A 21804-nucleotide genomic window follows, 5' to 3' on the forward strand; every position below is an offset into this window, starting at 1 on the left:
GCACTCCGATGACCACGCCAGAGGGTCCGGACTTCTCCCTCGCCGACGTCGCCCGCGAGGGCCTGATCGAGCGGCCCGGGGTGGAGCCGGCGACCCACGACGGGACCGGTCGCGTCGACCTCGCGTTCACCGTGCACGCCAAGGCGGAGGACGGCTCGGCGCTGCCGCCGACCCAGCGCGGCGTGCGCGTGCCGCCCGGCGTGACCGTCTTCGACGCGGCCTCGTGGAACGGCATCGCGATCGACTCCACCTGCGGCGGGCACGGCACCTGCCACAAGTGCCGCATCCGCGTCGAGGGCGGCGAGGTGCCGATCACCCGCCACGACGCCCGCACCTTCACCGAGTCCCAGCTCACCGACGGCTGGCGGCTCGGGTGCCTCGTGCACGCGACCCGCGACCTCGCCGTCGAGGTGCCGCCGCTGACCACCCGGCCGAAGGCCGCCACGGTCGGCATCGGCCGCCAGGTGATCCTGCGCCCGGCGTTGCAGAAGCGCTACGTCGAGCTCGCCGAGGCGACCCTCTCCGACCAGCGCACCGACCTGGTGCGGTTGACCGACGCCATCGACGACCTCGAGCTGACGGCGGACCTGCACGTCCTGCGCCGGCTCTCGACGGTGCTGCGCGAGTCCGACTTCAAGGTCACCGCGGTGGTCCTCGACGAGGCGCTGATCGACGTCGAGCCGGGCGACACCACCGCCGCCCGCTACGCCATCGCCTTCGACCTCGGCACCACCACCGTCGTCGGCACGCTGCTCGACGTCGGCACCGGCACGCCGCTCGCGGTCACCTCGTCGCTGAACAAGCAGCAGCCCTTCGGCGGCGACGTGATCACCCGTATCAGCGCCACCATGATGGACAAGGACGCCCTCGGTCGGCTGCAGGAGGCGGCCGGCGCGACGCTGGCCGAGCTGGCGACCCGGGTCTGCCGCGAGGGCGGGGTCGACCCGTCGCAGGTCTACGAGGTGGCGGTCGCCGGCAACGCGACGATGACGGCGCTCGCGCTCGGCATCGACCCCGAGCCGCTCGGGGTCGCACCGTTCGTGATGACCGCCGCCCAGCCGCCGTCGGTGCTCGCCTCCGAGCTCGGCCTGAGCCTGCACCCCCGGGCGCGCGCCTTCTTCTTCCCGGCGCTCGGGGCGTACGTCGGTGGCGACATCGTCGCCGGCATGCTCGCCACCGGCATGGACCGCGACAAGCGCACGCGGCTGTTCATCGACGTCGGCACCAACTGCGAGATCGTGCTCAGCGACGGCGAGACCATCCTGTCCACCGCTGCCCCTGCTGGCCCCGCCTTCGAGGGTGGCGCCATCCGGTGCGGGATGCGGGCCGCGGACGGCGCCATCGAGGTGATCAAGGTCGACCCGCACGCCCTCGGCGACGACCCCGCCGTCACGCTCGGGGTGATCGGCGACGTCGAGCCGCGCGGCCTGTGCGGCTCCGGTCTCGTCGACGCCGTCTCCGAGCTGGTGCGGGTCGGGCTGCTCGACGACACCGGCCGGCTCGTGACCGACGAGGCGGCCAAGGAGATCGCCCCTGGCCTGGCCGACCGCCTGGCCCGGATCGGCGAGGAGCGGGTGTTCGTCCTGCACCGCCCCACTCCCGAGACCGAGGTCGCCGAGTGCGTCTACCTCTCCCAGCGCGACGTCCGGGAGCTGCAGTTCGCCAAGGCGGCGATCTCGACCGGCTGGACGCTGCTGCTCGAGCAGCTCGGCCTCGAGCACCGCGACGTGCAGCAGGTGCTGCTGGCCGGCTCGTTCGGCAGCTACCTCTCCCCCGCCTCCGCCGTCCGGATCGGGCTCGTGCCGAAGCTGCCGGTGCTGCGGATCGTGGCGGCCGGCAACGTCGCGGGCGAGGGCGCGAAGATGGCGCTGCTGTCCGTCCGCGAGCGCGCGGGTGCGCTGGCCCTGCTCGAGGAGGTGAGCTATGTCGAGCTCTCCGACCGCCCCGACTTCAACGACACCTTCGTCGACCAGCTGGCCTTCGGTTCCTGAGGAGGTTGCGCAGCAACCGTCTCGAAGGGCGACGGCTGATCGCACCGGTCGCGTCGCGGTGATCGCGTGCGGCGCGATCGCCCAGCCGGTGTCGGCGATCGTGGACCGGCGCGACTGGCCGGTCGACGTGCACCCGCTGCCGCCACTGCTGCACAACCACCCCGAGCGGATCGCCGGTGAGGTCCGCACCCTGGCGCTCGGGCTCGCGTCGACGTACGACCGCGTGGTCGTCGGCTATGCCGACTGCGGGACGTACGGCGCGCTCGACGACGTGTGCCGCGAGCTCGGCATCGGACGCCTGCCGGGCCTGCACTGCTACGACGTGTTCGCCGGCCCGTCCCGGCTCGAGCGGTTCTTCGACGAGCAGCCCGGGACCTACCTGCTCACCGACTTCCTCGCGCGCTCCTTCGCCCGCACGGTCGTGCGCGAGCTCGGGCTCGATCGCTACCCCGAGCTGCGTGACACCTACTTCGGCTCCTACACCCGGATGGTGTGGCTGGCCCAGGAGCCCGACGACGAGCTGCGGGCGCTGGCGCAGGACGCCGCCGCGAGCATCGGGCTGCCGCTCACGGTCGTCGAGACGGGCGACCGCGGCCTCGAGCAGGCGCTGGCCGACCTCGTGGGCGGCTAGCTCCGCAGGTCCTCCAGGAGCTGGGTGCGCCACGCCTCGGTCTCGGCGACCTGGTTGAAGGTGAAGACGTGCAGGCCCTCGACGAACGCCCCCTCCTCGCCCAGCGCAGGGGCGCACTTCTCCAGGAACGACTCGCCGGTGAAGCCTCCGGGCGCCGCCAGGCGGGCGAAGAGCCCCTTGTTCTTGGCCAGGAACTTGGTGGACTCACCGACCCCGATCTTGGTGGCCATGCCGAGCAGCTTGGTGCGCTCGACCGGGCCGGGCATCCCGAGCAGGACGGGCATGGTGACGCCGCGCGCCCGCAGCCGGCGCAGCCAGTCGCGGACGCCGGCGGGGTCGAAGGTCAGGTTGCTGACGATGTGGGTCGCGTGGCGCCGCTTGTCCCACATCGACTGCACGGTCAGGTCGTCGTGGATCGAGGGGTGCGACTCGGGATAGCCGGTGATGCCCACGTGCGTGAACGGTCGCCCGAGCACCTGGAGGTCCTCGAGGAGTGCGAGCGCGTCGGGATAGTCACCGACCGCCTCGGCGTCGCCGCCGGGGACGAAGACGCTGGTGATGCCCTTGCCGACGAGTCGCTCGGCGATCTCGGCGAGCTCGGTGCGCCCGCTGATCATCCGGGCCGCGAGGTGCGGCACGACGACGTACCCGTGCCCGGCGAGGCTCTCGGACAGGTCCAGCGTCGCCGCCAGTCCCTTGCTCGGCGACGCGGTGACCGTGATCGCCCGGTCGCGCGGCAGGTGCTGGAGCACCTTGTCCTCGGTCGTGGCTGTCGGCAGCACTTCGTAGCGTGCCTGCTCCAAGAGTCGGACCATCGTGTCCGTCGTTCGCTTGTTGCGCATGAAGCAACTCATTTCGTGATGCGCACCGGGATGCCCCTCACTGTAGTCGGTCCACGACGCCGCCGACAGGGTCGGAAATGGCACGAGGGGCGGCCACCTCACGGTGACCGCCCCTCGGGGTGGAGCTGGTGGAGCGACTAACGAGTCGTCACTTGACGGTGACGGTGGCGCCGGCGGCCTCGAGGGCCTCCTTCGCCTTGTCAGCGGTCTCCTTGTTGGCGTTCTCGAGGATCGTCTTGGGGGCGGCCTCGACGAGGTCCTTGGCCTCCTTCAGACCGAGGGAGGTCAGGGCGCGCACCTCCTTGATGACGTTGATCTTCTTGTCGCCGGCGGCCTCGAGGACGACCTCGAAGTCGTCCTTCTCCTCGGCGGCGGCGGCGTCGCCACCGGCGGCACCACCGGCGGCCGGAGCGGCGGCCACGGCGACGGGGGCAGCGGCGGTCACGCCGAAGGTCTCCTCGAACTGCTTCACGAACTCGGAGAGCTCGATGAGGGTCATTTCCTTGAACGCGTCGAGCAGCTCGACGGTGGTCAGCTTCGCCATGGTGGCGGATCCTTTCGATCTGTGACCTGCGCCTGGACGCGGGTCGGTGGGTTTCAGGTGGTGTACGTCGGCCTGGTGGCCCGGCTCTCGCCGGTCAGGTCAGGCGTCGGTGGACTCGGTCGCCTCGTCAGCAGCCTCGACGGTCTCGGCCTCGGCAGCAGGTGCCTCGACCTCCTCGGCGGGGGCGGCTTCCTCGGCGGCCGGGGTCTCCTCGGCAGCGGCCGGCGTGCCGGCACCACCCGCGAGGATCGAGGGGTCCTCGGTCGCCTTCGCCTCCAGGGCGCCGGCGAGCCGGGCAGCCTGGGCGAGCGGGGCGTTGAGGAGGTAGACGGCCTGGGACAGCGAGGCGAGCATGCCGCCCGCGAGCTTGCCCAGCAGCACCTCACGCGACTCGAGGTCGGCCAGCTTGGCGACCTCGGAGGCGTCGAGGGACTTGCCGTCCAGGACACCGCCCTTGATGACGAGGGCGGGGTTTGCCTTGGCAAAGTCACGCAGACCCTTGGCGGCCTCGACCACGTCTCCATTGATGAAGGCGATGGCGGTGGGGCCGGTCAGCAGGTCGTCGAAGCCTTCGATGCCCACCTCGGTGGCGGCGATCTTGGCCAGCGTGTTCTTGACCACGGCGTAGTTGGCGTTCTCGCCGAGGGAGCGCCGCAGTTCCTGCAGCTGCTTCACGGTGAGACCGCGGTACTCGGTCAGCACAGCACCGGCGGCGTCGTTGAACGAGTCGACGATCTCCGCAACGGCAGCAGTCTTTTCTGCCCGCGCCATGGGTCTCCTTCCGGATGTGACCACCGGCCAGGGCCCGTACATGACGAACGCCCCGAGCACAGGCTCGGGGCGTGGACCCGCACGACGCGGATCTGGCTCCCACCTGCGCTGGCCGTCCGCGTGAGCGGAACCTTCGATCTCGGGACTGATGTCCTTCGAACAACCGGCGGTCTTTGGTTTCAGGGATGAACAGTACGGCGCTCGCGCCGACCGGCCAAATCGAGCGGCCGGTCCCCGGGAGGACCGGCCGCTCGACGTACGGCGAAGGGCGTGCTCAGCTCAGGCCGGGCACGTTGTCGGCGACCTCGTCGGCCGGGGGCTCCTCGATCTCGACGTCGGTGCCGAAGTCGAAGTACTTGCCCTCGGTGACGGACTTCGTGGTCTTGCTGCCACCCGTCATGTCGGGGAGCTCGAGCTCCTGGCGGAACTGGCGCGGGCGGTTGTCGCCGTCGACCCACATCTCCATGGCGATCTCCTTCGGCATGAACTTCGAGACCTCGGCCGGCAGCTCGAGCGCCTCGGCGTAGGTGGCGGTGTCCATCACCACGTTGTAGTGGTTGGTCGGCTCGCCGTCGATCTCCTCGGTGCCGACGAGCTCGAACTCCTTGGGCGCCTCCATCGCCTTGAACATGAAGCTGGGGTCGGTGGACTTGCCGATCTGGCCGAAGAGGCTGTCGGGGTCGGACAGGTCGACCTTGAGCCACGTCTTGCCCTCGGGCAGCGGCATGCCGGCGCCGGAGATGTACATGGTCTTGTCGAGCAGCACGATCTCCATGGCCTGGGCGCCGGTGCTGCTCGCCTGCATCTGGACGCCGTCGTCGCCGTACTCCATCGTGCCGGCCATCTCGGTGGCCGCCGGGCCGCCGGTCGTGGTGATGCTGAACGCCATCGAGCCGGCGTCCTGCATCGCCGACATGACGGCGGGGTAGAACTCGTCGGCCGAGAGCTCCTCGAGGTCGCCCGAGGCCTCCTCGGTCGTGTCGTCGGTCGTCTCGTCGGTCGTGTCGTCGGACTGCGACGAGTCGCTGCTGGACGAGGCGTCCGTGGCCTTCGAGTCGGTGTCGCCTCCGCACGACGCCGACGTGAGGACCAGGGTGGTGAGCAGGGAGGCAGCGCCGAGCCGGCGAGCCAGGGACGAGCGGGCCATGGTGGCTCCTTCACGTGGTGGGTGGTCTAGGCATCATCCTTGCCTACGCTCCCCCGAGGACCAGAAATGGCGTTTGCCCGCGGGGAGCCGCTCCCCTGTGCTGAAATCCGACGGTGGACCCGAAGCTCTCCGCTGCGAGTGACGTGCTCGAGCGCGTCGACCGACGCCTCCTGGACCCCGAGGCAGCGGCGGACCTGTGGCAGACCGGTTTCCCCCTCCTCGACGAGGAGCTCGGCGGCGGGCTGCGCGCCGGGACCCTGAACCTGCTGGCCGGCGCCCAGGGTGAGGGCAAGACGACCTTCGCGCTGCAGATGGCCCGCCAGTCCGCGCGCGCCGGGCGACCGGTCCTCTTCGTGTCGTTCGAGCTCGAGGCGGAGACGCTGCTGCAGAAGATGGTCTCGGCCGAGGCCGCCGAGCGCTCCGCGCGCCCGACCTCGCTGACCGTGCGCGAGGTGCGGGCCGCGTTCGAGGCGACGGACGCCGCCGGCGGCGGGCTGCCGGAGCGACTCGGCCGGCACGCCGGTGGCATCGACGCGCTGACCGCGGTCACGCACTGGGCCCCCCAGCTCTACATCCACCGCTCCACCAGCACCCACACGACGCTCGACGTGATCGCCGGCGCCATGAAGGACGTGCTGGCCGAGCAGGGCGTGCCTCCGCTCGTGGTGATCGACTACCTGCAGAAGATCTCGATGCCCGACCACCTCAGCGAGGAGGAGCAGGTCACCCGCGTCGCGGCCGGCCTCAAGGACCTCGGCATCGAGTTCCAGTGCCCCGTCATCGCGATCTCCGCCTCCGACCGAGCCGGCCTCGAGCCCGGCACCCGCATGCGCGCGCGCAACATGCGCGGCTCCACCTCCCTGGCCTACGAGGCCGACGTCGTGCTGATCCTGAGCAACAAGGCCGACGTGGTCGCGCGCCACCACCTGATGTACGGCTCCAACAACGGGGGCACCTACAAGGACTGGTCGGTCATGACGATCGAGAAGAACCGGTCCGGGCGCACCGGCGGCGAGGTCGAGTTCCGCAAGCAGTTCGAGTGCGGCCGCTTCATCGCCGAGGGGCAGTTCGTGGCCGAGAAGCTCGTCGACGAGCGCGTCTACACCGAGTAGCGACCCTCCCCCCTGCTGCGCCCTCCCCCGGCGGTGGGTGACCCACATTCTGCGCGCGCCGGGATGTGGCTGGGCCACCGCCGCGGCGGGGGTACGGCCCGTCGTTCCCGGCGGCGGTGGGTGACCCACGTTCCGCGCGCCCGGACGGTGGCTGGGCCACCGCTGGCAGCGGGGGTACGGCCCGTCGTTCCCGGCGGCGGTGGGTGACCCACGTTTCGCGCGCCCGGACGGTGGCTGGGCCACCGCTGGCAGAACGGTCGCGTCCTCGACACGCCCGCGACGGTGGGTGACCCACGTTCTGCGCGCTCGGAAGGTGGCTGACGCACCGCTGGCAGAACGGTCGCGTGCCCGTCGTTCCCGGCGGCGGTGCGTGACCCACGTTCCGCGCGCCCAGACTGTGGCTGACGCACCGCTGGCAGAACGGTCGCGTCCTCGACACGCCCGCGACGGTGCGTGACCCCCGTTCCGCGCGCTCGGAAGGTGGCTGACCCACCGCCGCGGCGGGGGTACGGCGCGGGGCCGGCCCAGCGCCGTACGCCCGAAATGCCGACGGCCCGGCCACCGTGGGGTGACCGGGCCGACTGCGATGAGTCAGGTGGTGCTCAGGCCTGGGCCTCGTCCTCGACCGCGACGTTCTTGGTGCGGTTGGGGTCGACCTGGACGCCGGGGCCCATGGTCGTGGAGACGGTGACCTTCTTGATGTAGCGGCCCTTGGAGCTGGCCGGCTTGAGACGCAGCACCTCCTCGAGGGCGGCGGCGTAGTTCTCCGCGAGCTGAGCCTCGTCGAAGGACGCCTTGCCGATGATGAAGTGCAGGTTGGCGTGACGGTCCACGCGGAACTCGATCTTGCCGCCCTTGATGTCGGTGACGGCCTTCGCGACGTCGGGCGTCACGGTGCCGGTCTTCGGGTTGGGCATGAGCGAGCGCGGGCCGAGGACGCGGCCGAGGCGACCGACCTTGCCCATCATGTCGGGGGTCGCGACGACGGCGTCGAAGTCGAGCCAGCCACCGTTGACCTTCTCGATGAGCTCGTCGCCACCGACGAAGTCGGCGCCGGCCTCACGGGCAGCCTCGGCCTTGTCGGCGTTGGCGAACACCAGGACGCGGGCGGTCTTGCCGGTGCCGTGGGGCAGGTTGACGGTGCCTCGCACCATCTGGTCGGCCTTGCGGGGGTCGACGCCGAGGCGCATGACGACGTCGACGGTCTCGTCGAACTTCTTCTTCGAGCCGGTCTTGGCGATCTTGATGGCGGCCAGCGGGGCGTAGAGCTCGTCCTTGTCGAACTGCTCGGCCGCTGCGCGGTAGGTCTTGCTGCGCTGCATGGGAATCCTCTTATCTCAAAAGTGTGTGGTCGTGAATGAGCCAGCGCGGCTCTGCCACGGGTGTTGCTCGCGGACGCGAGAGATCAGTCGACGGTGACGCCCATGGACCGGGCGGTGCCCTCGACGACCTTCATCGCGGCCTCGATGTCGTTGGCGTTGAGGTCGGGGAGCTTGGTGGTCGCGATCTCGCGCACCTGGTCCTTGGTCAGCTTGCCGACCTTCTCCTTGTGCGGGACACCCGAACCCTTCTTCAGGCCGGCGGCCTTCTTGATGAGCTCGGCGGCCGGCGGCGTCTTCGTGATGAAGTCGAACGTCCGGTCCTCGTAGATCGTGATCTCGACGGGGATCACGTTGCCGCGCATCGACTCGGTCTGCGCGTTGTAGGCCTTGCAGAAGTCCATGATGTTCACACCGTGGGGACCGAGGGCGGTACCCACCGGCGGAGCCGGAGTTGCTGCGCCAGCCTGCAGCTGCACCTTGACCAGGGCAGCGATCTTCTTCTTGGGAGGCATGGTTCGTTTCTCTCTCTCGTGTGGTCATGACGGGGAACGCATCCCCTGCCACGTGCTGCGGTTTGCTGGGCTCAGACCTTCTGGATCTGGCTGAAGCTCAGCTCGACCGGGGTCTCCCGGCCGAAGATCTCGACGAGGGCCTTGACCCTCTGGGACTCGGCGTTGATCTCGGTGATCGTCGCGTGGAGCGTGGCGAACGGACCGTCGACGACCATGACGGAGTCGGACACGTCGAAGTCGGCCACCTCGACCGGCTTCTTGGCGGTGGCCAGGCTGCGTCCGGACGTGTCGCCCGCGGCGGCGGCCGCCTCGGCCTCGGCGACCGCGACGACGGCGGGGGCGAGCATGTCCTCGACCTCGCTCATGCTCAGCGGCACGGGCTGGTGGCTGTGGCCGACGAAGCCGGTGACCGACGGCGTGTGGCGCACGGCCGACCACGACTCGTCGGTGAGGTCCATGCGGACCAGGACGTAGCCGGGCAGGACGGTGCGGGTGACCATCTTGCGCTGGCCGTTCTTGATCTCCGCGACCTCCTCGGTGGGGACCACGATCTCGTGGATGTAGTCCTCCATGTTGAGGGAGATGATGCGGTTCTCGAGGTTCTGCTTGACCCGCTTCTCCATGCCGGAGTAGGTGTGCACGACGAACCAGTCGCCGGGCTTGGCCCACAGCTCGCGGCGGAAGGCCTCGAGCGGGTCGTCGTCGGCGGGCTCGTCGGTCGCGTCCTCGTCAGCCGCCTCGTCAGTCGCAGCCTCGTCGGCCACGTCGTCGGCCACGTCGTCGGCCGCCTCGTCGGTGGCCTCGTCGGTGGCCTCGGGGTCCGGGGTCACCTCGGTGGCCGCTGCCGCGTCCTCGGGGGTCTCCTCGGGGGCGTCAGTGGCCTCGTACTCATCCGAGGAGTCGTACTGATCCGACACGTAGTGCTCCGAACTTTGTCTGTGGGTTGGTGACGTGGTCACACGGACTGGTCGACCCGGCCGGCGGACCGGCGGGCGGTCACTGGCTGGAGTTGCCGGTGAACAGGGCGAAGACGAGCTTGCCGAACGCCAGGTCGAGGACCGAGACGAGCGCCATCATGACGAGGACGAACACCATGACCACCGTGAAGTAGGTGATCAGCTGCTCCTGCGTCGGCCAGACGACCTTACGGAGCTCGGCGACGACCTGGCGGTAGAAGGTGGCCGGACCGGTGCGCTGACCGTCACGGTTCGAGTCCTCGCGGGACTCGTGGACCGCGCTGGAGTCCGACACGTCTGCCACCATCTCTCGTTCTCGTCTGTTCCGTGTGTCTTGCAGGGCACGAGGGACTTGAACCCCCAACCTTCGGTTTTGGAGACCGATGCTCTGCCAGTTGAGCTAGTGCCCTCCGGTGACGACCTCCACGATCCGGCGGCCCGATGACGGGCAGCACGAAGCATGTGGCTCAACCACCAAACCGGAAGCATACGCAAGGCCACCCAGCGGCGTCGAACCGGCGGCGCACCCGGACCGGCCCCGATCAGCCTGTTTAGGATGCACGGCATGGCTCATCGGGACGTGCGCACGCTCCCGAAGGCCCACCTCCACCTCCACTTCACCGGGTCGATGCGGCACGCGACCCTGCTGGAGCTCGCCGAGCGCGACGGCATCGCACTGCCCGACAGCCTCGTCGAGGACTGGCCACCGCGGCTCTCGGCGGCGGACGAGAAGGGCTGGTTCAGGTTCCAGCGCCTCTACGACGTCGCACGATCCGTGCTGCGCACGCCCGACGACGTACGCCGCCTCGTGCTCGAGGCCGCGGAGGACGACGTCGCCGACGGGGGACGGTGGCTCGAGATCCAGGTCGACCCGAGTGGCTACGCCGCGCGGTTCGGCGGCATCACCGCCTTCACCGACCTCGTCCTGGACTGCGTGCGCGACGCCTCGGAGCGCACGGGCCTCGCGATCGCCGTGGTGATCGCCGCCAACCGCACCCGTCACCCGCTCGACGCACGGACGCTGGCCCGCCTCGCGGGTCAGTACGCCGGGCGGGGCGTGGTCGGCTTCGGGCTCTCGAACGACGAGCGGCGCGGGCGGACGAGCGAGTTCGCCGGCGCGTTCGCGATCGCCGAGCGGGCGGGGCTGCTGCTGGCGCCGCACGGCGGCGAGCTGCTCGGGCCGGAGCACATCCGGGTGTGCCTCGACGAGCTGCACGCCGACCGCCTCGGTCACGGGGTGCGGGCCGCCGAGGACCCCGAGCTGCTCGACCGGATCGTGGGGGCCGGCGTCGCACTGGAGGTCTGCCCCGTCTCCAACGTCGCGCTCGGGGTCTACTCCGACCTCACCTCGGTGCCGCTCCCCCAGCTCATCGCGGCCGGCGCCACGATCGCGCTCGGCGCCGACGACCCGCTGCTCTTCGGCTCACGGCTGGCGGGGCAGTACGCCACCATGCGGGCCGCCCACGAGCTCGACGACGCGACCCTGGCCGGGCTGGCGCGCAGCTCGTTCGCCGCCTCCCGCGCACCCGCGGAGCTCGTCGCGCAGGCAACTCGCGAAATCGACGACTGGCTGGCCGCTCCTCCTGAGATGATGCCGCGGTGACGCCACCCGAGCCGCCGAGCAACCCCTACGACCCCAACTGGCCGAAGCCGGAGCAGCCTGCTCCCACGCAGCCGTACGGCCAGGAGCCGTCGCCGGCGCCCGACGCGCCGTACGCCCCCTACGCGCCGTACGGCCAGCCGCAGCCCGCCGCCCCCTCGGGCCAGACCGACCCGTCCGCGTCGCAGGACCAGCCGCCGTACGGCGAGCCGAGCTCCGCGCCGTACGGCCAGACGCCCTACGGCCAGGCCCCCTACGGCCAGGCCCCGTACGGCCAGGCCCCCTACGGCCAGGCCCCCTACGGCCAGGCGCCGTACGGGCAGGTGCCCTACGGCCAGCCGGCCTACGGCGCTCCCGGCTACGGCGGCCCGATGGCCGCGTCGCACCCATCGGCGACCACCGCGATGGTGCTCGGCATCGGCGCCCTCGGCGGCATGTTCGTGTGTGGCCTGCCGATCGTGCTGGCGCCGTTCGCCTGGATGATCGGCGGCCGCGCGGTCAAGGAGATCGACGCCAACCCGGGTCGCTACACCGGCCGCGACCAGGCGCAGGCCGGGCGGATCATGGGAATGATCGGCACCGCGCTGCTCGCCCTGATCGTCGTGGGCATCATCGTCTTCATCGGCCTCGCCGTCGCCGTCAGTGACACGAGCAGCGACTTCACCTACGACTCCGAGAACGGCTACAGCAACTCGAGCTTCTGAGCCTCAGAGCTCGCAGCCGACGAGCACGGGCTCGTTGACGAGGCGTACTCCGAAGGCCCGCTCGACCCCGTCGCGGACCGCGCGGGCAAGGGCGAGGAGGTCGTCGGTGCTCGCTCCCCCGCGGTTGGTGAGGGCCAGGGTGTGCTTGGTGGACAGCGAGGCCGGGCCGCCGACGTCGAAGCCCTTTCCGAACCCCGCCCGCTCGATCAGCCAGGCGGCACTGGTCTTGGTCGTCCCGTCGGGCTGTGGCCAGCGCGGCGCGTCGGCGGGCAGCGCGTCGGCCTGCTCGGCGCTCAGGAACGGGTTGGTGAAGAACGACCCGGCGCTCCAGGTGTCGTGGTCGTCGGCGTCGAGCACCATGCCCTTGCCGGCGCGCAGGCCGAGCACGGCGTCGCGCACGGATGCGAGCGGCGCCCGCTCGCCCGCCTCGACCCCGAGGGTGCGCGCGAGCTCGGCGTAGGCGACCGGTGCCCCCAGGGCGCCGGCGGGCAGCTGGAAGTCGACGCTCAGCACCACGTGGCGGCCGGCGTCGGCCTTGAAGCGCGAGTGGCGGTAGCCGAAGCCGCAGTCGGCGGCGGCGAAGGTGCGGATCCCGTTGAGCCGGCGGTCCCAGACGCGGACCGAGGCGATCGTCTGCGACACCTCCTGGCCGTAGGCGCCGACGTTCTGGATCGGGGTGGCCCCGACGCTGCCGGGGATGCCGGAGAGGGCCTCGATGCCGACCCAGCCCCGCTCGACGGCAGTGGCGACGAGGTCGTCCCACGTCTCGCCGGCGGCCACCCGCACCAGCACCCCGCCGCAGACCCCGTCGGTGTCGTCGGTGTCCGGCGTGATGCCGGACGTCGCGACCTCGACCACGAGCCCGTCGAACCCGGTGTCGGCGACGACGAGGTTGGACCCTCCGCCGAGGACCAGCACGGGTGTGCCCGCGGCGTCGGCGGCGGAGACGGCGTCGACCAGCTCCTGCTCGGTCGTCGCGCGCACCCAGTCGCGGGCCGGACCGCCGAGCCGCAGCGTGGTGTGGTCGGCGAGCAGGTCAGGCACGCACGACTGCCTTCGGCATGCCGAGGACCTTCTCGCCGTCGCACGTCACCTCGAGGGCGAGGGTGGCCAGCCCGTCCTCGACCTTCTTGACGCTGCCGCCGACCACGACGTCGACCGAGCCGGTGGCGGGGACGACGACCGGGTTGGTGAACTTGCAGCCGAGCTCGACGACCTCGGCCCCGTCGGTCCAGCTCGCGACCGCGCGCCCGGCCAGGCCGAGGGTGAGCATGCCGTGGGCGATCACGCCGGGCAGGCCGACGCTGCGCGCGACGTCCTCGTCCTGGTGGATCGGGTTGGGGTCGCCGCTCGCCTCGGCGTAGGCGACGAGGTCGGCCCGGGTGAGCGGGAAGGTGACCGGGTCGAAGGTGTCGCCGGGCGTCAGGTCGGCGGTCATGACGCGCCTCCCGTGTGGACCAGGGTCGCCTTCGCCGTACACACGAGGGAGCCGTCGGCGTCGTGGATCAGGCTGCTGGTGCCGATGATGTCGGCCCCGCCGATCTGGCGGAGCGAGGCGACCGTGAGGGTGGCCGTGAGCCGGTCACCGACGCGGACCGGGCGCTCGTAGGCGAAGCGCTGCTCGCCGTGGATGATGCGGAACAGGTCGATCTGCTCGGCGGCGAGGAAGGCGTTCATGGCGTCGAAGGCCAGGACGATCGGGTAGGTCGGCGGGACGGTGCCGTCGGGGCCCGCGCCGAGCGCGGACGCGAAGGCGTCGACGTGCTCACGGGTGACCTCGCGCTGGCTCGTCGGTGGGAACTCGCGTCCCACGAGGGACTGATCGACCGGCATGGGTCGAGCCTAGAGGACCCCGGGAACGACGAAGACCCGCCAGGAGTCCTGGCGGGTCTTCGAGAAGAAGTCGATCAGCGCGTCTCGCGGTGCGCGGTGTGCTTGCGGCAGCGCGGGCAGAACTTCGACAGCTCGATGCGGTCGGGGTCGTTGCGGCGGTTCTTCTTGGTGATGTAGTTCCGCTCCTTGCAGTCGACGCACGCGAGCGTGATCTTGGGGCGAACGTCAGAGCTCTTGCTGGCCACGGGATGTCCTTCGGTTGCTTGTGATTCGAGGCTGTTCGGTAGCGGGGGCGGGACTCGAACCCGCGACACCACGATTATGAGCCGTGTGCTCTAACCACCTGAGCTACCCCGCCGCCAGGCAAGTGTCACGCTGAGACTACGCGGGACTCCAACCCAGAGCCCCTTTACGGAATCGAACCGTAGACCTTCTCCTTACCATGGAGACGCTCTGCCGACTGAGCTAAAGGGGCAACGACGGAGAAGAATACACACGCCCCAGCGGGAACTGAAATCGCCTTCGTGGGCTCGTCTCAGTCCTGGATCCTGGGCCACGGAGCGGCCTCCTCCAGCTCGTACGCCAGCTCCAGCAGACGGGCCTCGCGACCCCGTCCGGCGCCCAGCATCATCCCCTGCGGCAGGCCTGTCGAGGTGGTCGCCAGCGGCAGCGAGATCGCCGGCTCGCCGGTCGCGTTGGCGAGCGGCGTGAACGCCACCCAGTCGAGCAGCCGCTCCATGACCTGGTCGTAGTCGGCGCTCGCCGAGAGGTGCCCGACGCGGGGGGTCGCGGTCGCGAGGGTCGGGCTGAGCGTCACGTCGTACGTCGCGTGGTGGCGCGCCGCGAGGCGCTTGCTGGCCCCGATCCGGGCGATCGCGCGAGGCAGCCGGTGCAGGTTGCGGCGGGTGTGCCGGTCGAGCCCGAGGGTGAGGTTGTCCAGCCTGCTCGGGTCCCAGCTGGGGCCGAACGACATCCGGCCGGTGCGGACGATGAACATGGCCAGCGAGCCCCAGTAGAGCAGGAAGTCGTCGACGAACGAGTCGGGCACCGGCGGGTCGATCTCCTCCACCCGGTGCCCGAGCGACTCGAGCAGCGACGCGGTCTCGAGGGTGAGCTCGGCGACCTCGGGACTGCTCTCGCGACCGATCCCCTTCGTCACCACCGCGATGCGGAGCCGGGCCCGACCCGGTCGGGTGATGTCGCCGATCGGAGCCAGGCGCGGGTGCCGGAAGACCTTCTCGGCCTCGCGGAAGAAGGCGGCGGTGTCGCGCACCGACCGGGTCAGCACGCCGTCGGAGACGATCCGCACGGGCATGTCGCGCATCGCCTTGTCCTGCGCGAGCCGGTCGCGGGTCGGCTTCAGGCCGACCAGGCCGTTGACGCTCGCCGGGATGCGGATCGACCCGCCGCCGTCGTTGGCGTGCGCGATCGGGACGACACCGGCGGCCACGAACGCGGCCGAGCCGGCGGACGACGCCCCGGCGTAGTGGTCGAGGTGCCACGGCGTGCGGACGGCGCCGAGCCGGGCGTGGTCGGCGGCCGCGTTGAAGCCGAACTCCGAGAGCTGGGTCTTGCCGAGCGGGACCAGACCGGTCGCGAGGTACATCCGGGCGAAGTCGCCGTCGACCTTGCTCGGCCGGGCGACGAACGCGTCGGTCCCCTGCTGCGTGGGGAGGCCCGCCACGTCGACGTTGTCCTTGACGAAGGTCGGCACACCGGCGAAGAAGCCCGGCCGCGGCGATCGCGCCTCGGCGCGGGCCCGGTCGAACGCCTCGTGGGCCAACGCCCCGAGGTCGGCGTCCACCGCCTGCGCCCGCGCGATCGCCGCCTCGACCACGTCCACGACCGGCAGGCCGTCGTGCAGGGCCTGCACCAGCCCGACCGCGTCGAGGTCCTGCAGGGCATCGTCGGCGAAGGCGTGCACGCGCGTCATGACGGGAGAACCTAGGCCCACGCCCGGCCCCGGGGGAAGCGTCAGGGACGCCGGCCGGACAGGCCGGCGTCGACGGCCGCCGGCGACAGCACCGACTCCAGCGCCAGGCGCACGCACCCGACCAGGCCGGCGCGATCGCCGTACGTCGAGGGCAGCAGCTGCAGGTCGCGCCCGGCCATCGCCGTGGTCGCCGGGAAGAGGCCTTCGCGGAGCCCGGCCGCGAAGGTGTCGAAGGCGCCGGCCATGTCGCCGCCGACCACGATCGCGCGGGGGTTGAGGACCGTCACGGTGGCGGCCAGCGCCTCGCCGACGTGGCGACCGGACTGGCGCACGATCGCGCGGGCGGAGCCGTCGCCGCCCACGGCGCGGGCCACCAGGTCGCGCACGTGGTCGACCTCCTGGCCGACCTCGCGAAGGCGCTGCACCAACGCCCAGCCGCCGGCGACCGCCTCCAGGCAGCCGGTGTCGCCGCACCGGCAGCGCAACCCCTCGGCGGCCGCGACCTTCACATGGCCGAGCTCGCCGGCCACGCCGCCGTGGCCGCGGACCAGGCGACCCTCCGCGATGATGCCGAGCCCGATGCCGGTCGACGCCTTGAGCACGAGCACGTCGTCGCCCTCGCCGACGAGGTGGTCGCGCTCGGACAGCGCCATCACGTTGCAGTCGTTGTCGATGACGAGCGGGGCGGCGGACACGGAGGCGAGGTAGGGCGCCAGCGGGACGCCGTCCCAGCCGGCGAGAGCGGGCGAGTCGACGCTCACTCCGCGCCAGCGGTCGACGGCGCCGGAGACGGAGACCCCGATCCCGACCACCTCGTCGCCGCTGCGGCCGAGGTCGGCCAGCATCCGCGCGAGGTGCTCGGCGATGACCGGCATCAGCACGTCGGGGCCGAGCCCGACCTCCTGGTCGTGGCTGGTCGAGGCGAGCTCGGTGCCGTCGAGCGCGGAGACCGAGGTCTGCGAGCGGCTGCGGCCGATCGCGACCGCGAGCACGAGCCCGGCGTCCCGGTTGAGGACCAGGGTGGCGGCCGGCCGGCCGCCGGTGGCGGACTCCTCGTCGCCCTCGAGCACCAGGCCGGCGGCGACGAGCGCGGAGAGGCGCGCGCCCACCGCCGTACGCGAGAGACCGGTGAGTCGCACGAGCTCGCCGCGCGTCGACGCCCGGCCCGACCGGATCAGGTGCAGCACCTCGCCCGCGGTGGCCCCGGCCGGTGACGGCGGGGAGGCGGCGAGAGGAGGCATGGTGCCGCGCATTCAAGCATCCGATCACTTATGTCTGAGAAATACTGAAGTTCGGTTGTGCAAGACCATAACCCTCCGTACCGTGGTCTCCCATGAACGGATCCACCGCCGCGACGCCGGTCGAGCCCTGTGACTTCACCGTCTTCGGCGGCACCGGCGACCTGGCCCTGCGCAAGCTCCTCCCCGCCCTCTACCTCCGCGACCGCGACGGCCAGCTGCCCGACGGGTTCCGCATCGTCGGCGTCTCCCGGGCCGAGGCCGACGACGAGGGCTACCGCGTGATGGTCGAGGCCGCGCTGGTCGAGCACGTGCCGAGCGACGAGCTCGACGCCACGGTCGTACGCCGCCTGCTGGGCCGCCTCCACCACGTCACGCTCGACGTGGAGGACGTCGCCGACTGGCACCGGCTCCACGAGCGGCTCAAGGACGGCGCGGCCTCCGACGACGTCATCCGCGTCTTCTACCTCGCCGTCGCCCCTGCCCTCTTCGGGCCCATCTGCGACCACCTGGACCAGTTCGGGCTGGCCACCGAGCGCTCGCGCGTGGTGCTGGAGAAGCCGGTCGGCACCGACCTGGCCACCGCCCGCGCCGTCAACGAGGCCGTCGGCCGCGTCTTCGACGAGTCGCACATCTTCCGCATCGACCACTACCTCGGCAAGGAGAGCGTCCAGAACCTGCTGGTCACGCGCTTCGCCAACACCTTCCTCGAGCCGCTGTGGAACAGCCACTGGGTCGACCACGTGCAGATCACGGTCTCGGAGTCGCTCGGCGTCGGCGAGCGCGGCTCCTACTACGACCGCTCCGGCGCGCTGCGCGACATGGTGCAGAACCACCTGCTCCAGCTGCTGTGCCTCGTCGCGATGGAGCCGCCGACGTACGTCGACCGCGAGACCGTGCGCGACGAGAAGCTCAAGGTGCTCCAGGCGCTGCGCCCGATGACTCCCGACCTCGTCGACCGCGACACCGTGGCCGGGCAGTACGCCGCCGGCCTGTGCGACGGGGCGGCCGCGCCGTCGTACGCCGACGAGGTCGGCCACACGAGCGACACCGAGACCTTCGTGGCGATCAAGACCGAGGTGCAGAACTGGCGCTGGGCGGGCGTGCCGTTCTACCTGCGGACCGGCAAGCGGATGTCGGAGCGGCTCTCGGAGATCGTCGTGGTCTTCAAGGAGCCGCCGCACCCGATGTTCCCGCACAGCGAGGGCACCAGCGAGGCCAACCGCCTGCACATCCGGGTGCAACCCGACGAGGGCATGCGCCTGCACATGACGGCCAAGGAGCCCGGCCCCGGCGGCATCCGCCTGCGCCCCGTCTCGCTCGACCTGAGCTACGCCACCGCCTTCGGCCAGCGCTCCCCCGACGCCTACGAGCGGCTCCTCATGGACGTCGTCCGCGGCAACACCACCCTGTTCATGCGGCGCGACGAGGTCGAGGCCGCCTGGACCTGGGTGGCCCCGATCCTCGAACGCTGGTCGGAGCCGACCCACCGACCCCGGCGCTACCCCGCCGGCACGCACGGACCCTTCGCCGCCAACACGCTCCTCGAGCGCGACGGCCGATCCTGGCAGGAGACCGGAATCGAATGAGCACCTCACGCCCCACCCTGGACCCCACCGTCGCCGCGGTGACCGAGCGCATCACGCGCCGCAGCGCCGGCACCCGCAGCGCCTACCTCGCCCGTGTCGCCGCGGCCACCGAGTCCGGCCCGGCCCGTGGCCGACTGGCCTGCGCCAACCTCGCGCACGGCTTCGCCGCCGCTGACGAGCCGACCAAGGCCGGCCTGAGGTCGGGCCGCAAGCCGAACGTGGCGATCGTGTCGTCGTACAACGACATGCTCTCCGCCCACCAGCCCTTCCGCGACGTGCCGGAGGTGCTGAAGAAGTCGATCGTGAAGGCCGGCGGTCTCGCCCAGTTCGCCGGCGGCGTGCCCGCGATGTGCGACGGCATCACCCAGGGCCGCGCGGGCATGGAGCTCTCGCTCTTCAGCCGCGACCTGATCGCGATGTCGACCGCGGTGGCGCTCTCGCACGACATGTTCGACGCCGCGATCATGCTCGGCGTCTGCGACAAGATCGTGCCCGGTCTGCTGATCGGCGCGCTGTCCTTCGGCCACCTGCCGACGGTCTTCGTGCCGGCCGGGCCGATGACCTCCGGGCTGCCCAACGGCGAGAAGGCGCGGGTGCGCCAGCTCTACGCCGAGGGCAAGGTCGGGCGCGAGGAGCTGCTCGAGGCCGAGTCGAGGTCCTACCACTCGGCCGGCACCTGCACGTTCTACGGCACCGCCAACAGCAACCAGATGCTGATGGAGGTGATGGGCCTGCACCTGCCCGACGCGACCTTCACCAACCCCGGCACCCCGCTCCGCGCCGCGCTCGACCGCGCGGCCGGCGAGCGCGCCGTGGCGATCACCGCCGCCGGTGGCGAGCCGACCCCGGTCGGCCACCTCGTGGACGAGAAGTCGGTGGTCAACGCGTGCGTCGCGCTGCTCGCGACCGGCGGCTCGACCAACCACACGATGCACCTGGTCGCGATCGCGGCCGCGGCCGGCATCACGCTGACGTGGGACGACCTGTCCGACCTGTCGGCGGCGGTGCCGCTGCTGACCCGGATCTATCCCAACGGCACGGCGGACGTGAACCACTTCGCCGCCGCCGGCGGGACGCCGTTCCTGATCCACACGCTGCTCAAGCACGGCTACCTCCACGACGACGTGCTCACGGTGTCGGGTCGCGGCCTGTGGCGGCACACGCACGAGGCGCGCCTCGACGGCGAGAAGGTCGTGTGGGAGGAAGGCCCGAAGTCGTCACTCGACACGACCGTCCTCCGCCCGGCTGACGACCCGTTCGCCCCCGACGGCGGACTCCGCATGCTCTCGGGCCGGCTCGGACGCGCGGTCGTCAAGACCTCCGCGGTCAAGGCCGAGCACCGCGTCGTCACCGCGCCCGCGATGGTGTTCGACGACCAGGCCGACTTCCTGGCCGCCTTCGCCGAGGGGCGCCTCGACGGCCGCGACCTCGTCGCCGTGATCCGCTACCAGGGTCCGGCCGCCAACGGGATGCCCGAGCTGCACAAGCTGATGCCCGCGCTCGGGGTGCTGCAGGACCGCGGGCAGCGGGTCGCCGTCGTCACCGACGGTCGCATGTCCGGAGCCTCCGGCAAGGTCCTCGCCGCGATCCACGTGACGCCGGAGTCGGCGCTCGGCGGCCCGCTGGCGCGGGTGCTCGACGGCGACCTCGTCACGGTCGACGCCGAGACCGGGGTGCTCGAGATCGCCGTCTCGGAGGAGGAGTTCGAGCACCGCCCGACGACCGGCCGTGCGCCGTACGACGTGGAGTGGGCCGGCACCGGCCGTGAGCTCTTCGCCGGCTTCCGCGCCATCGTCGGCTCGGCCGAGACCGGCGCCAGCGTGATCCGACCCCTGCCCGCCCCCACCGAGGAGAGCCCCGTTGCCCAGCACGCATGACTCCCTGTTGTCCCTCGTCCCGGTCGTCCCGGTCGTCGTCGTCGACGACCTGGCGCACGCCGTGCCGGTCGCCCGCGCCCTCGTCGAGGGTGGGGTGCCGGTGATCGAGCTGACCCTGCGCACCCCGGTCGCGCTCGACGCGATCGAGGCGATCGCCCGTGAGGTGCCGGAGATCCTCGTCGGCGCCGGCACGATCGTGACCCCGGGCCAGGTGAAGCAGGCCCACGACGCCGGGGCGCAGTTCCTCGTCTCCCCCGGCTGCACGCCGGCGCTGCTGTCCGCGATGTCCGACTCCGGGCTGCCGTTCCTGCCCGGCACCGCGACCGTGTCGGAGGCGATGGCCGTGCTCGAGGCGGGCTTCACCGAGATGAAGTTCTTCCCGGCGGAGGCGTCCGGCGGAGCGGCGTACCTCTCCTCGATCGCCTCGCCGCTGCCGGCGGCGCGCTTCTGCCCGACCGGCGGCATCACCGCGGCGAGCGCCGGGTCCTACCTCGCCCTGCCCAACGTCGGGTGCGTCGGCGGCTCGTGGCTGACCCCGAAGGACGCGCTGGCGGCCGGCGACTGGGCGCGGGTCACCGAGCTCGCACGGGCGGCGGCCTCACTGGGCTGACGCCCAGACCCCGCTGCTGCCGCGGCGGTGGCAGCCGACGAGGTGGTCGTCGACGATCCCGATGGCCTCCATCAGGGCATACATCGTCGTCGGGCCGACGTGGGCGAAGCCGATCTTCTTCAGCGCCCTGCTGAGCGCGATGCTCTCGGCGCTGGTGGTGGCCATCTCGGCGGTGTCGCGCGGGGCCGGCGTCTCGTCGGGACGGAACGACCAGAGGAAGTCGACGAGCCCGCCCTGCTCGCGCAGCGCGACGGTCGCCCGCGCGTTGGCGACGGCGGCGTCGATCTTGCGCCGGTTGCGCACGATGCGCGGCTCCGCCATCAGTCGCTCGGTGTCGGCCTCGTCGAAGCCCGCGACGACGTCGGCGTCGAAGCCGGCGAAGACCTCGCGGAACGCCGGGCGCTTGTTGAGGATCGTCAGCCAGGACAGACCCGACTGGAACGCCTCGAGGGTCAGCCGCTCGAGGTGGGCGGCCTCGCCGTCGACCGGCATCCCCCACTCGGTGTCGTGGTAGGCGAGGTTGACAGGATCACCCGCTCCCCACGGGCAGCGTGCGACTCCGTCGTCCCCGATCACCGGTCCGGCCATGCCG

Annotated in this window: 23 protein-coding genes and 3 tRNA genes; 8 read left to right on the forward strand and 18 right to left on the reverse strand. The window is 71.5% G+C overall.

Going from position 1 to position 21804, the window contains the following annotated elements; all coding sequences use genetic code 11:
- Positions 1-8 precede the first annotated feature (8 nt).
- Together C7S10_RS02245 and C7S10_RS02250 are read left to right on the forward strand one after the other, a co-directional pair.
- Positions 9-1991, forward strand: a complete 1983-nt coding sequence (locus C7S10_RS02245; RefSeq protein WP_108342765.1) for an ASKHA domain-containing protein — start codon at positions 9-11, stop codon at positions 1989-1991.
- A 58-nt stretch (positions 1992-2049) separates the two neighbouring features.
- Positions 2050-2622: a DUF1638 domain-containing protein gene (locus tag C7S10_RS02250; protein ID WP_207769196.1), complete on the forward strand. Its 573-nt coding sequence runs from the start codon at positions 2050-2052 to the stop codon at positions 2620-2622.
- Here the strand turns inward: C7S10_RS02250 and C7S10_RS02255 are convergent.
- The 4 genes from C7S10_RS02255 to C7S10_RS02270 form a co-directional block, all read right to left on the reverse strand.
- Entirely contained in the window at positions 2619-3425 is an 807-nt protein-coding gene (locus C7S10_RS02255; RefSeq protein WP_207769197.1) for a methylenetetrahydrofolate reductase, read from the reverse strand. The two genes, C7S10_RS02250 and C7S10_RS02255, sit on opposite strands and share 4 nt — an antisense overlap.
- 187 nt (positions 3426-3612) lie before the next feature.
- Positions 3613-4008: a 50S ribosomal protein L7/L12 gene (rplL, locus tag C7S10_RS02260; RefSeq protein WP_108342767.1), complete on the reverse strand. Its 396-nt coding sequence runs from the start codon at positions 4006-4008 to the stop codon at positions 3613-3615.
- Between the two features lie 99 nt (positions 4009-4107).
- Entirely contained in the window at positions 4108-4779 is a 672-nt protein-coding gene (rplJ, locus tag C7S10_RS02265) for a 50S ribosomal protein L10 (protein ID WP_108342768.1), read from the reverse strand.
- A 274-nt stretch (positions 4780-5053) separates the two neighbouring features.
- On the reverse strand, positions 5054-5926 hold the full coding sequence (locus C7S10_RS02270; protein WP_108342769.1) for an SCO4651 family lipoprotein: 873 nt from the start codon (positions 5924-5926) through the stop codon (positions 5054-5056).
- A gap of 113 nt (positions 5927-6039) precedes the next feature.
- On the opposite strand from C7S10_RS02270, the gene C7S10_RS02275 reads away from it, so the two are divergent.
- Positions 6040-7038 carry a DnaB-like helicase C-terminal domain-containing protein gene (locus tag C7S10_RS02275; RefSeq protein ID WP_108342770.1) on the forward strand — a complete coding sequence of 333 codons (999 nt, stop codon included), beginning with the start codon at positions 6040-6042 and terminating at the stop codon, positions 7036-7038.
- 602 nt (positions 7039-7640) lie between these two features.
- On the opposite strand, the gene rplA is transcribed toward C7S10_RS02275, so the two are convergent.
- From rplA to C7S10_RS02300, 5 genes are all read right to left on the reverse strand, one after another.
- Positions 7641-8360, reverse strand: a complete 720-nt coding sequence (gene rplA, locus C7S10_RS02280; RefSeq protein WP_108342771.1) for a 50S ribosomal protein L1 — start codon at positions 8358-8360, stop codon at positions 7641-7643.
- An 83-nt stretch (positions 8361-8443) separates the two neighbouring features.
- Complete coding sequence (gene rplK, locus C7S10_RS02285) at positions 8444-8872, reverse strand: 50S ribosomal protein L11 (RefSeq protein ID WP_108342772.1); 429 nt, start codon at positions 8870-8872, stop codon at positions 8444-8446.
- A gap of 71 nt (positions 8873-8943) precedes the next feature.
- Positions 8944-9789, reverse strand: coding sequence for a transcription termination/antitermination protein NusG (gene nusG / locus C7S10_RS02290; protein WP_108342773.1), 846 nt, complete (start codon positions 9787-9789; stop codon positions 8944-8946).
- Positions 9790-9868: 79 nt separating this feature from the next.
- On the reverse strand, positions 9869-10123 hold the full coding sequence (gene secE, locus C7S10_RS02295; RefSeq protein WP_243395155.1) for a preprotein translocase subunit SecE: 255 nt from the start codon (positions 10121-10123) through the stop codon (positions 9869-9871).
- Between the two features lie 42 nt (positions 10124-10165).
- A tRNA-Trp gene (locus C7S10_RS02300) sits at positions 10166-10238 on the reverse strand.
- A gap of 155 nt (positions 10239-10393) precedes the next feature.
- Between C7S10_RS02300 and C7S10_RS02305 the strand changes: the two genes are divergently transcribed.
- Positions 10394-11431 carry an adenosine deaminase gene (locus tag C7S10_RS02305; RefSeq protein ID WP_108342775.1) on the forward strand — a complete coding sequence of 346 codons (1038 nt, stop codon included), beginning with the start codon at positions 10394-10396 and terminating at the stop codon, positions 11429-11431.
- Complete coding sequence (locus tag C7S10_RS02310) at positions 11428-12132, forward strand: DUF4190 domain-containing protein (protein ID WP_108342776.1); 705 nt, start codon at positions 11428-11430, stop codon at positions 12130-12132. The genes C7S10_RS02305 and C7S10_RS02310 overlap by 4 nt, the downstream gene beginning before the upstream one ends.
- 3 nt (positions 12133-12135) lie before the next feature.
- Here the strand turns inward: C7S10_RS02310 and C7S10_RS02315 are convergent, their stop codons facing one another.
- The 8 genes from C7S10_RS02315 to C7S10_RS02350 all read right to left on the reverse strand — a co-directional run bounded on the left by C7S10_RS02315 (position 12136) and on the right by C7S10_RS02350 (position 17139).
- A complete protein-coding gene (locus C7S10_RS02315; RefSeq protein ID WP_108342777.1) occupies positions 12136-13176 on the reverse strand; it encodes a UDP-N-acetylmuramate dehydrogenase in 1041 nt (346 codons plus the stop codon).
- Entirely contained in the window at positions 13169-13570 is a 402-nt protein-coding gene (locus tag C7S10_RS02320) for a MaoC/PaaZ C-terminal domain-containing protein (protein WP_108342778.1), read from the reverse strand. The genes C7S10_RS02315 and C7S10_RS02320 overlap by 8 nt, the downstream gene beginning before the upstream one ends.
- Positions 13567-13965, reverse strand: a complete 399-nt coding sequence (locus tag C7S10_RS02325; protein WP_108342779.1) for an FAS1-like dehydratase domain-containing protein — start codon at positions 13963-13965, stop codon at positions 13567-13569. The genes C7S10_RS02320 and C7S10_RS02325 overlap by 4 nt, the downstream gene beginning before the upstream one ends.
- Positions 13966-14039: 74 nt before the next feature.
- The gene (rpmG, locus tag C7S10_RS02330) at positions 14040-14210 is read right to left on the reverse strand and encodes a 50S ribosomal protein L33 (RefSeq protein ID WP_028654832.1); all 171 of its coding nucleotides are present in this window, start codon (positions 14208-14210) and stop codon (positions 14040-14042) included.
- Positions 14211-14249: 39 nt separating this feature from the next.
- Positions 14250-14323, reverse strand: a tRNA-Met gene (locus C7S10_RS02335).
- A 44-nt stretch (positions 14324-14367) separates the two neighbouring features.
- A tRNA-Thr gene (locus C7S10_RS02340) sits at positions 14368-14440 on the reverse strand.
- A 60-nt stretch (positions 14441-14500) separates the two neighbouring features.
- Complete coding sequence (locus C7S10_RS02345) at positions 14501-15898, reverse strand: amidase (protein ID WP_108342780.1); 1398 nt, start codon at positions 15896-15898, stop codon at positions 14501-14503.
- Positions 15899-15939: 41 nt separating this feature from the next.
- Positions 15940-17139 (reverse strand): ROK family transcriptional regulator, encoded by a 1200-nt coding sequence (locus C7S10_RS02350; RefSeq protein WP_108343275.1) that lies wholly within the window; start codon positions 17137-17139, stop codon positions 15940-15942.
- Positions 17140-17231: 92 nt separating this feature from the next.
- Between C7S10_RS02350 and zwf the strand changes: the two genes are divergently transcribed.
- Genes zwf through eda form a run of 3 tightly spaced genes read left to right on the forward strand, consistent with a single transcriptional unit; the run spans position 17232 to position 21212 of the window.
- Positions 17232-18725, forward strand: a complete 1494-nt coding sequence (zwf, locus tag C7S10_RS02355; protein WP_108342781.1) for a glucose-6-phosphate dehydrogenase — start codon at positions 17232-17234, stop codon at positions 18723-18725.
- Positions 18722-20602, forward strand: a complete 1881-nt coding sequence (edd, locus tag C7S10_RS02360) for a phosphogluconate dehydratase (RefSeq protein ID WP_108342782.1) — start codon at positions 18722-18724, stop codon at positions 20600-20602. Before zwf ends, edd begins: the two co-directional genes overlap by 4 nt.
- Positions 20586-21212, forward strand: coding sequence for a bifunctional 4-hydroxy-2-oxoglutarate aldolase/2-dehydro-3-deoxy-phosphogluconate aldolase (gene eda / locus C7S10_RS02365; protein ID WP_108342783.1), 627 nt, complete (start codon positions 20586-20588; stop codon positions 21210-21212). Before edd ends, eda begins: the two co-directional genes overlap by 17 nt.
- Here the strand turns inward: eda and C7S10_RS02370 are convergent.
- Positions 21201-21800, reverse strand: a complete 600-nt coding sequence (locus C7S10_RS02370) for a DNA-3-methyladenine glycosylase I (protein WP_108342784.1) — start codon at positions 21798-21800, stop codon at positions 21201-21203. The two genes, eda and C7S10_RS02370, sit on opposite strands and share 12 nt — an antisense overlap.
- Positions 21801-21804 lie beyond the last annotated feature (4 nt).

Source organism: Nocardioides currus (assembly GCF_003057875.1).
GTDB lineage: Bacteria > Actinomycetota > Actinomycetes > Propionibacteriales > Nocardioidaceae > Nocardioides > Nocardioides currus.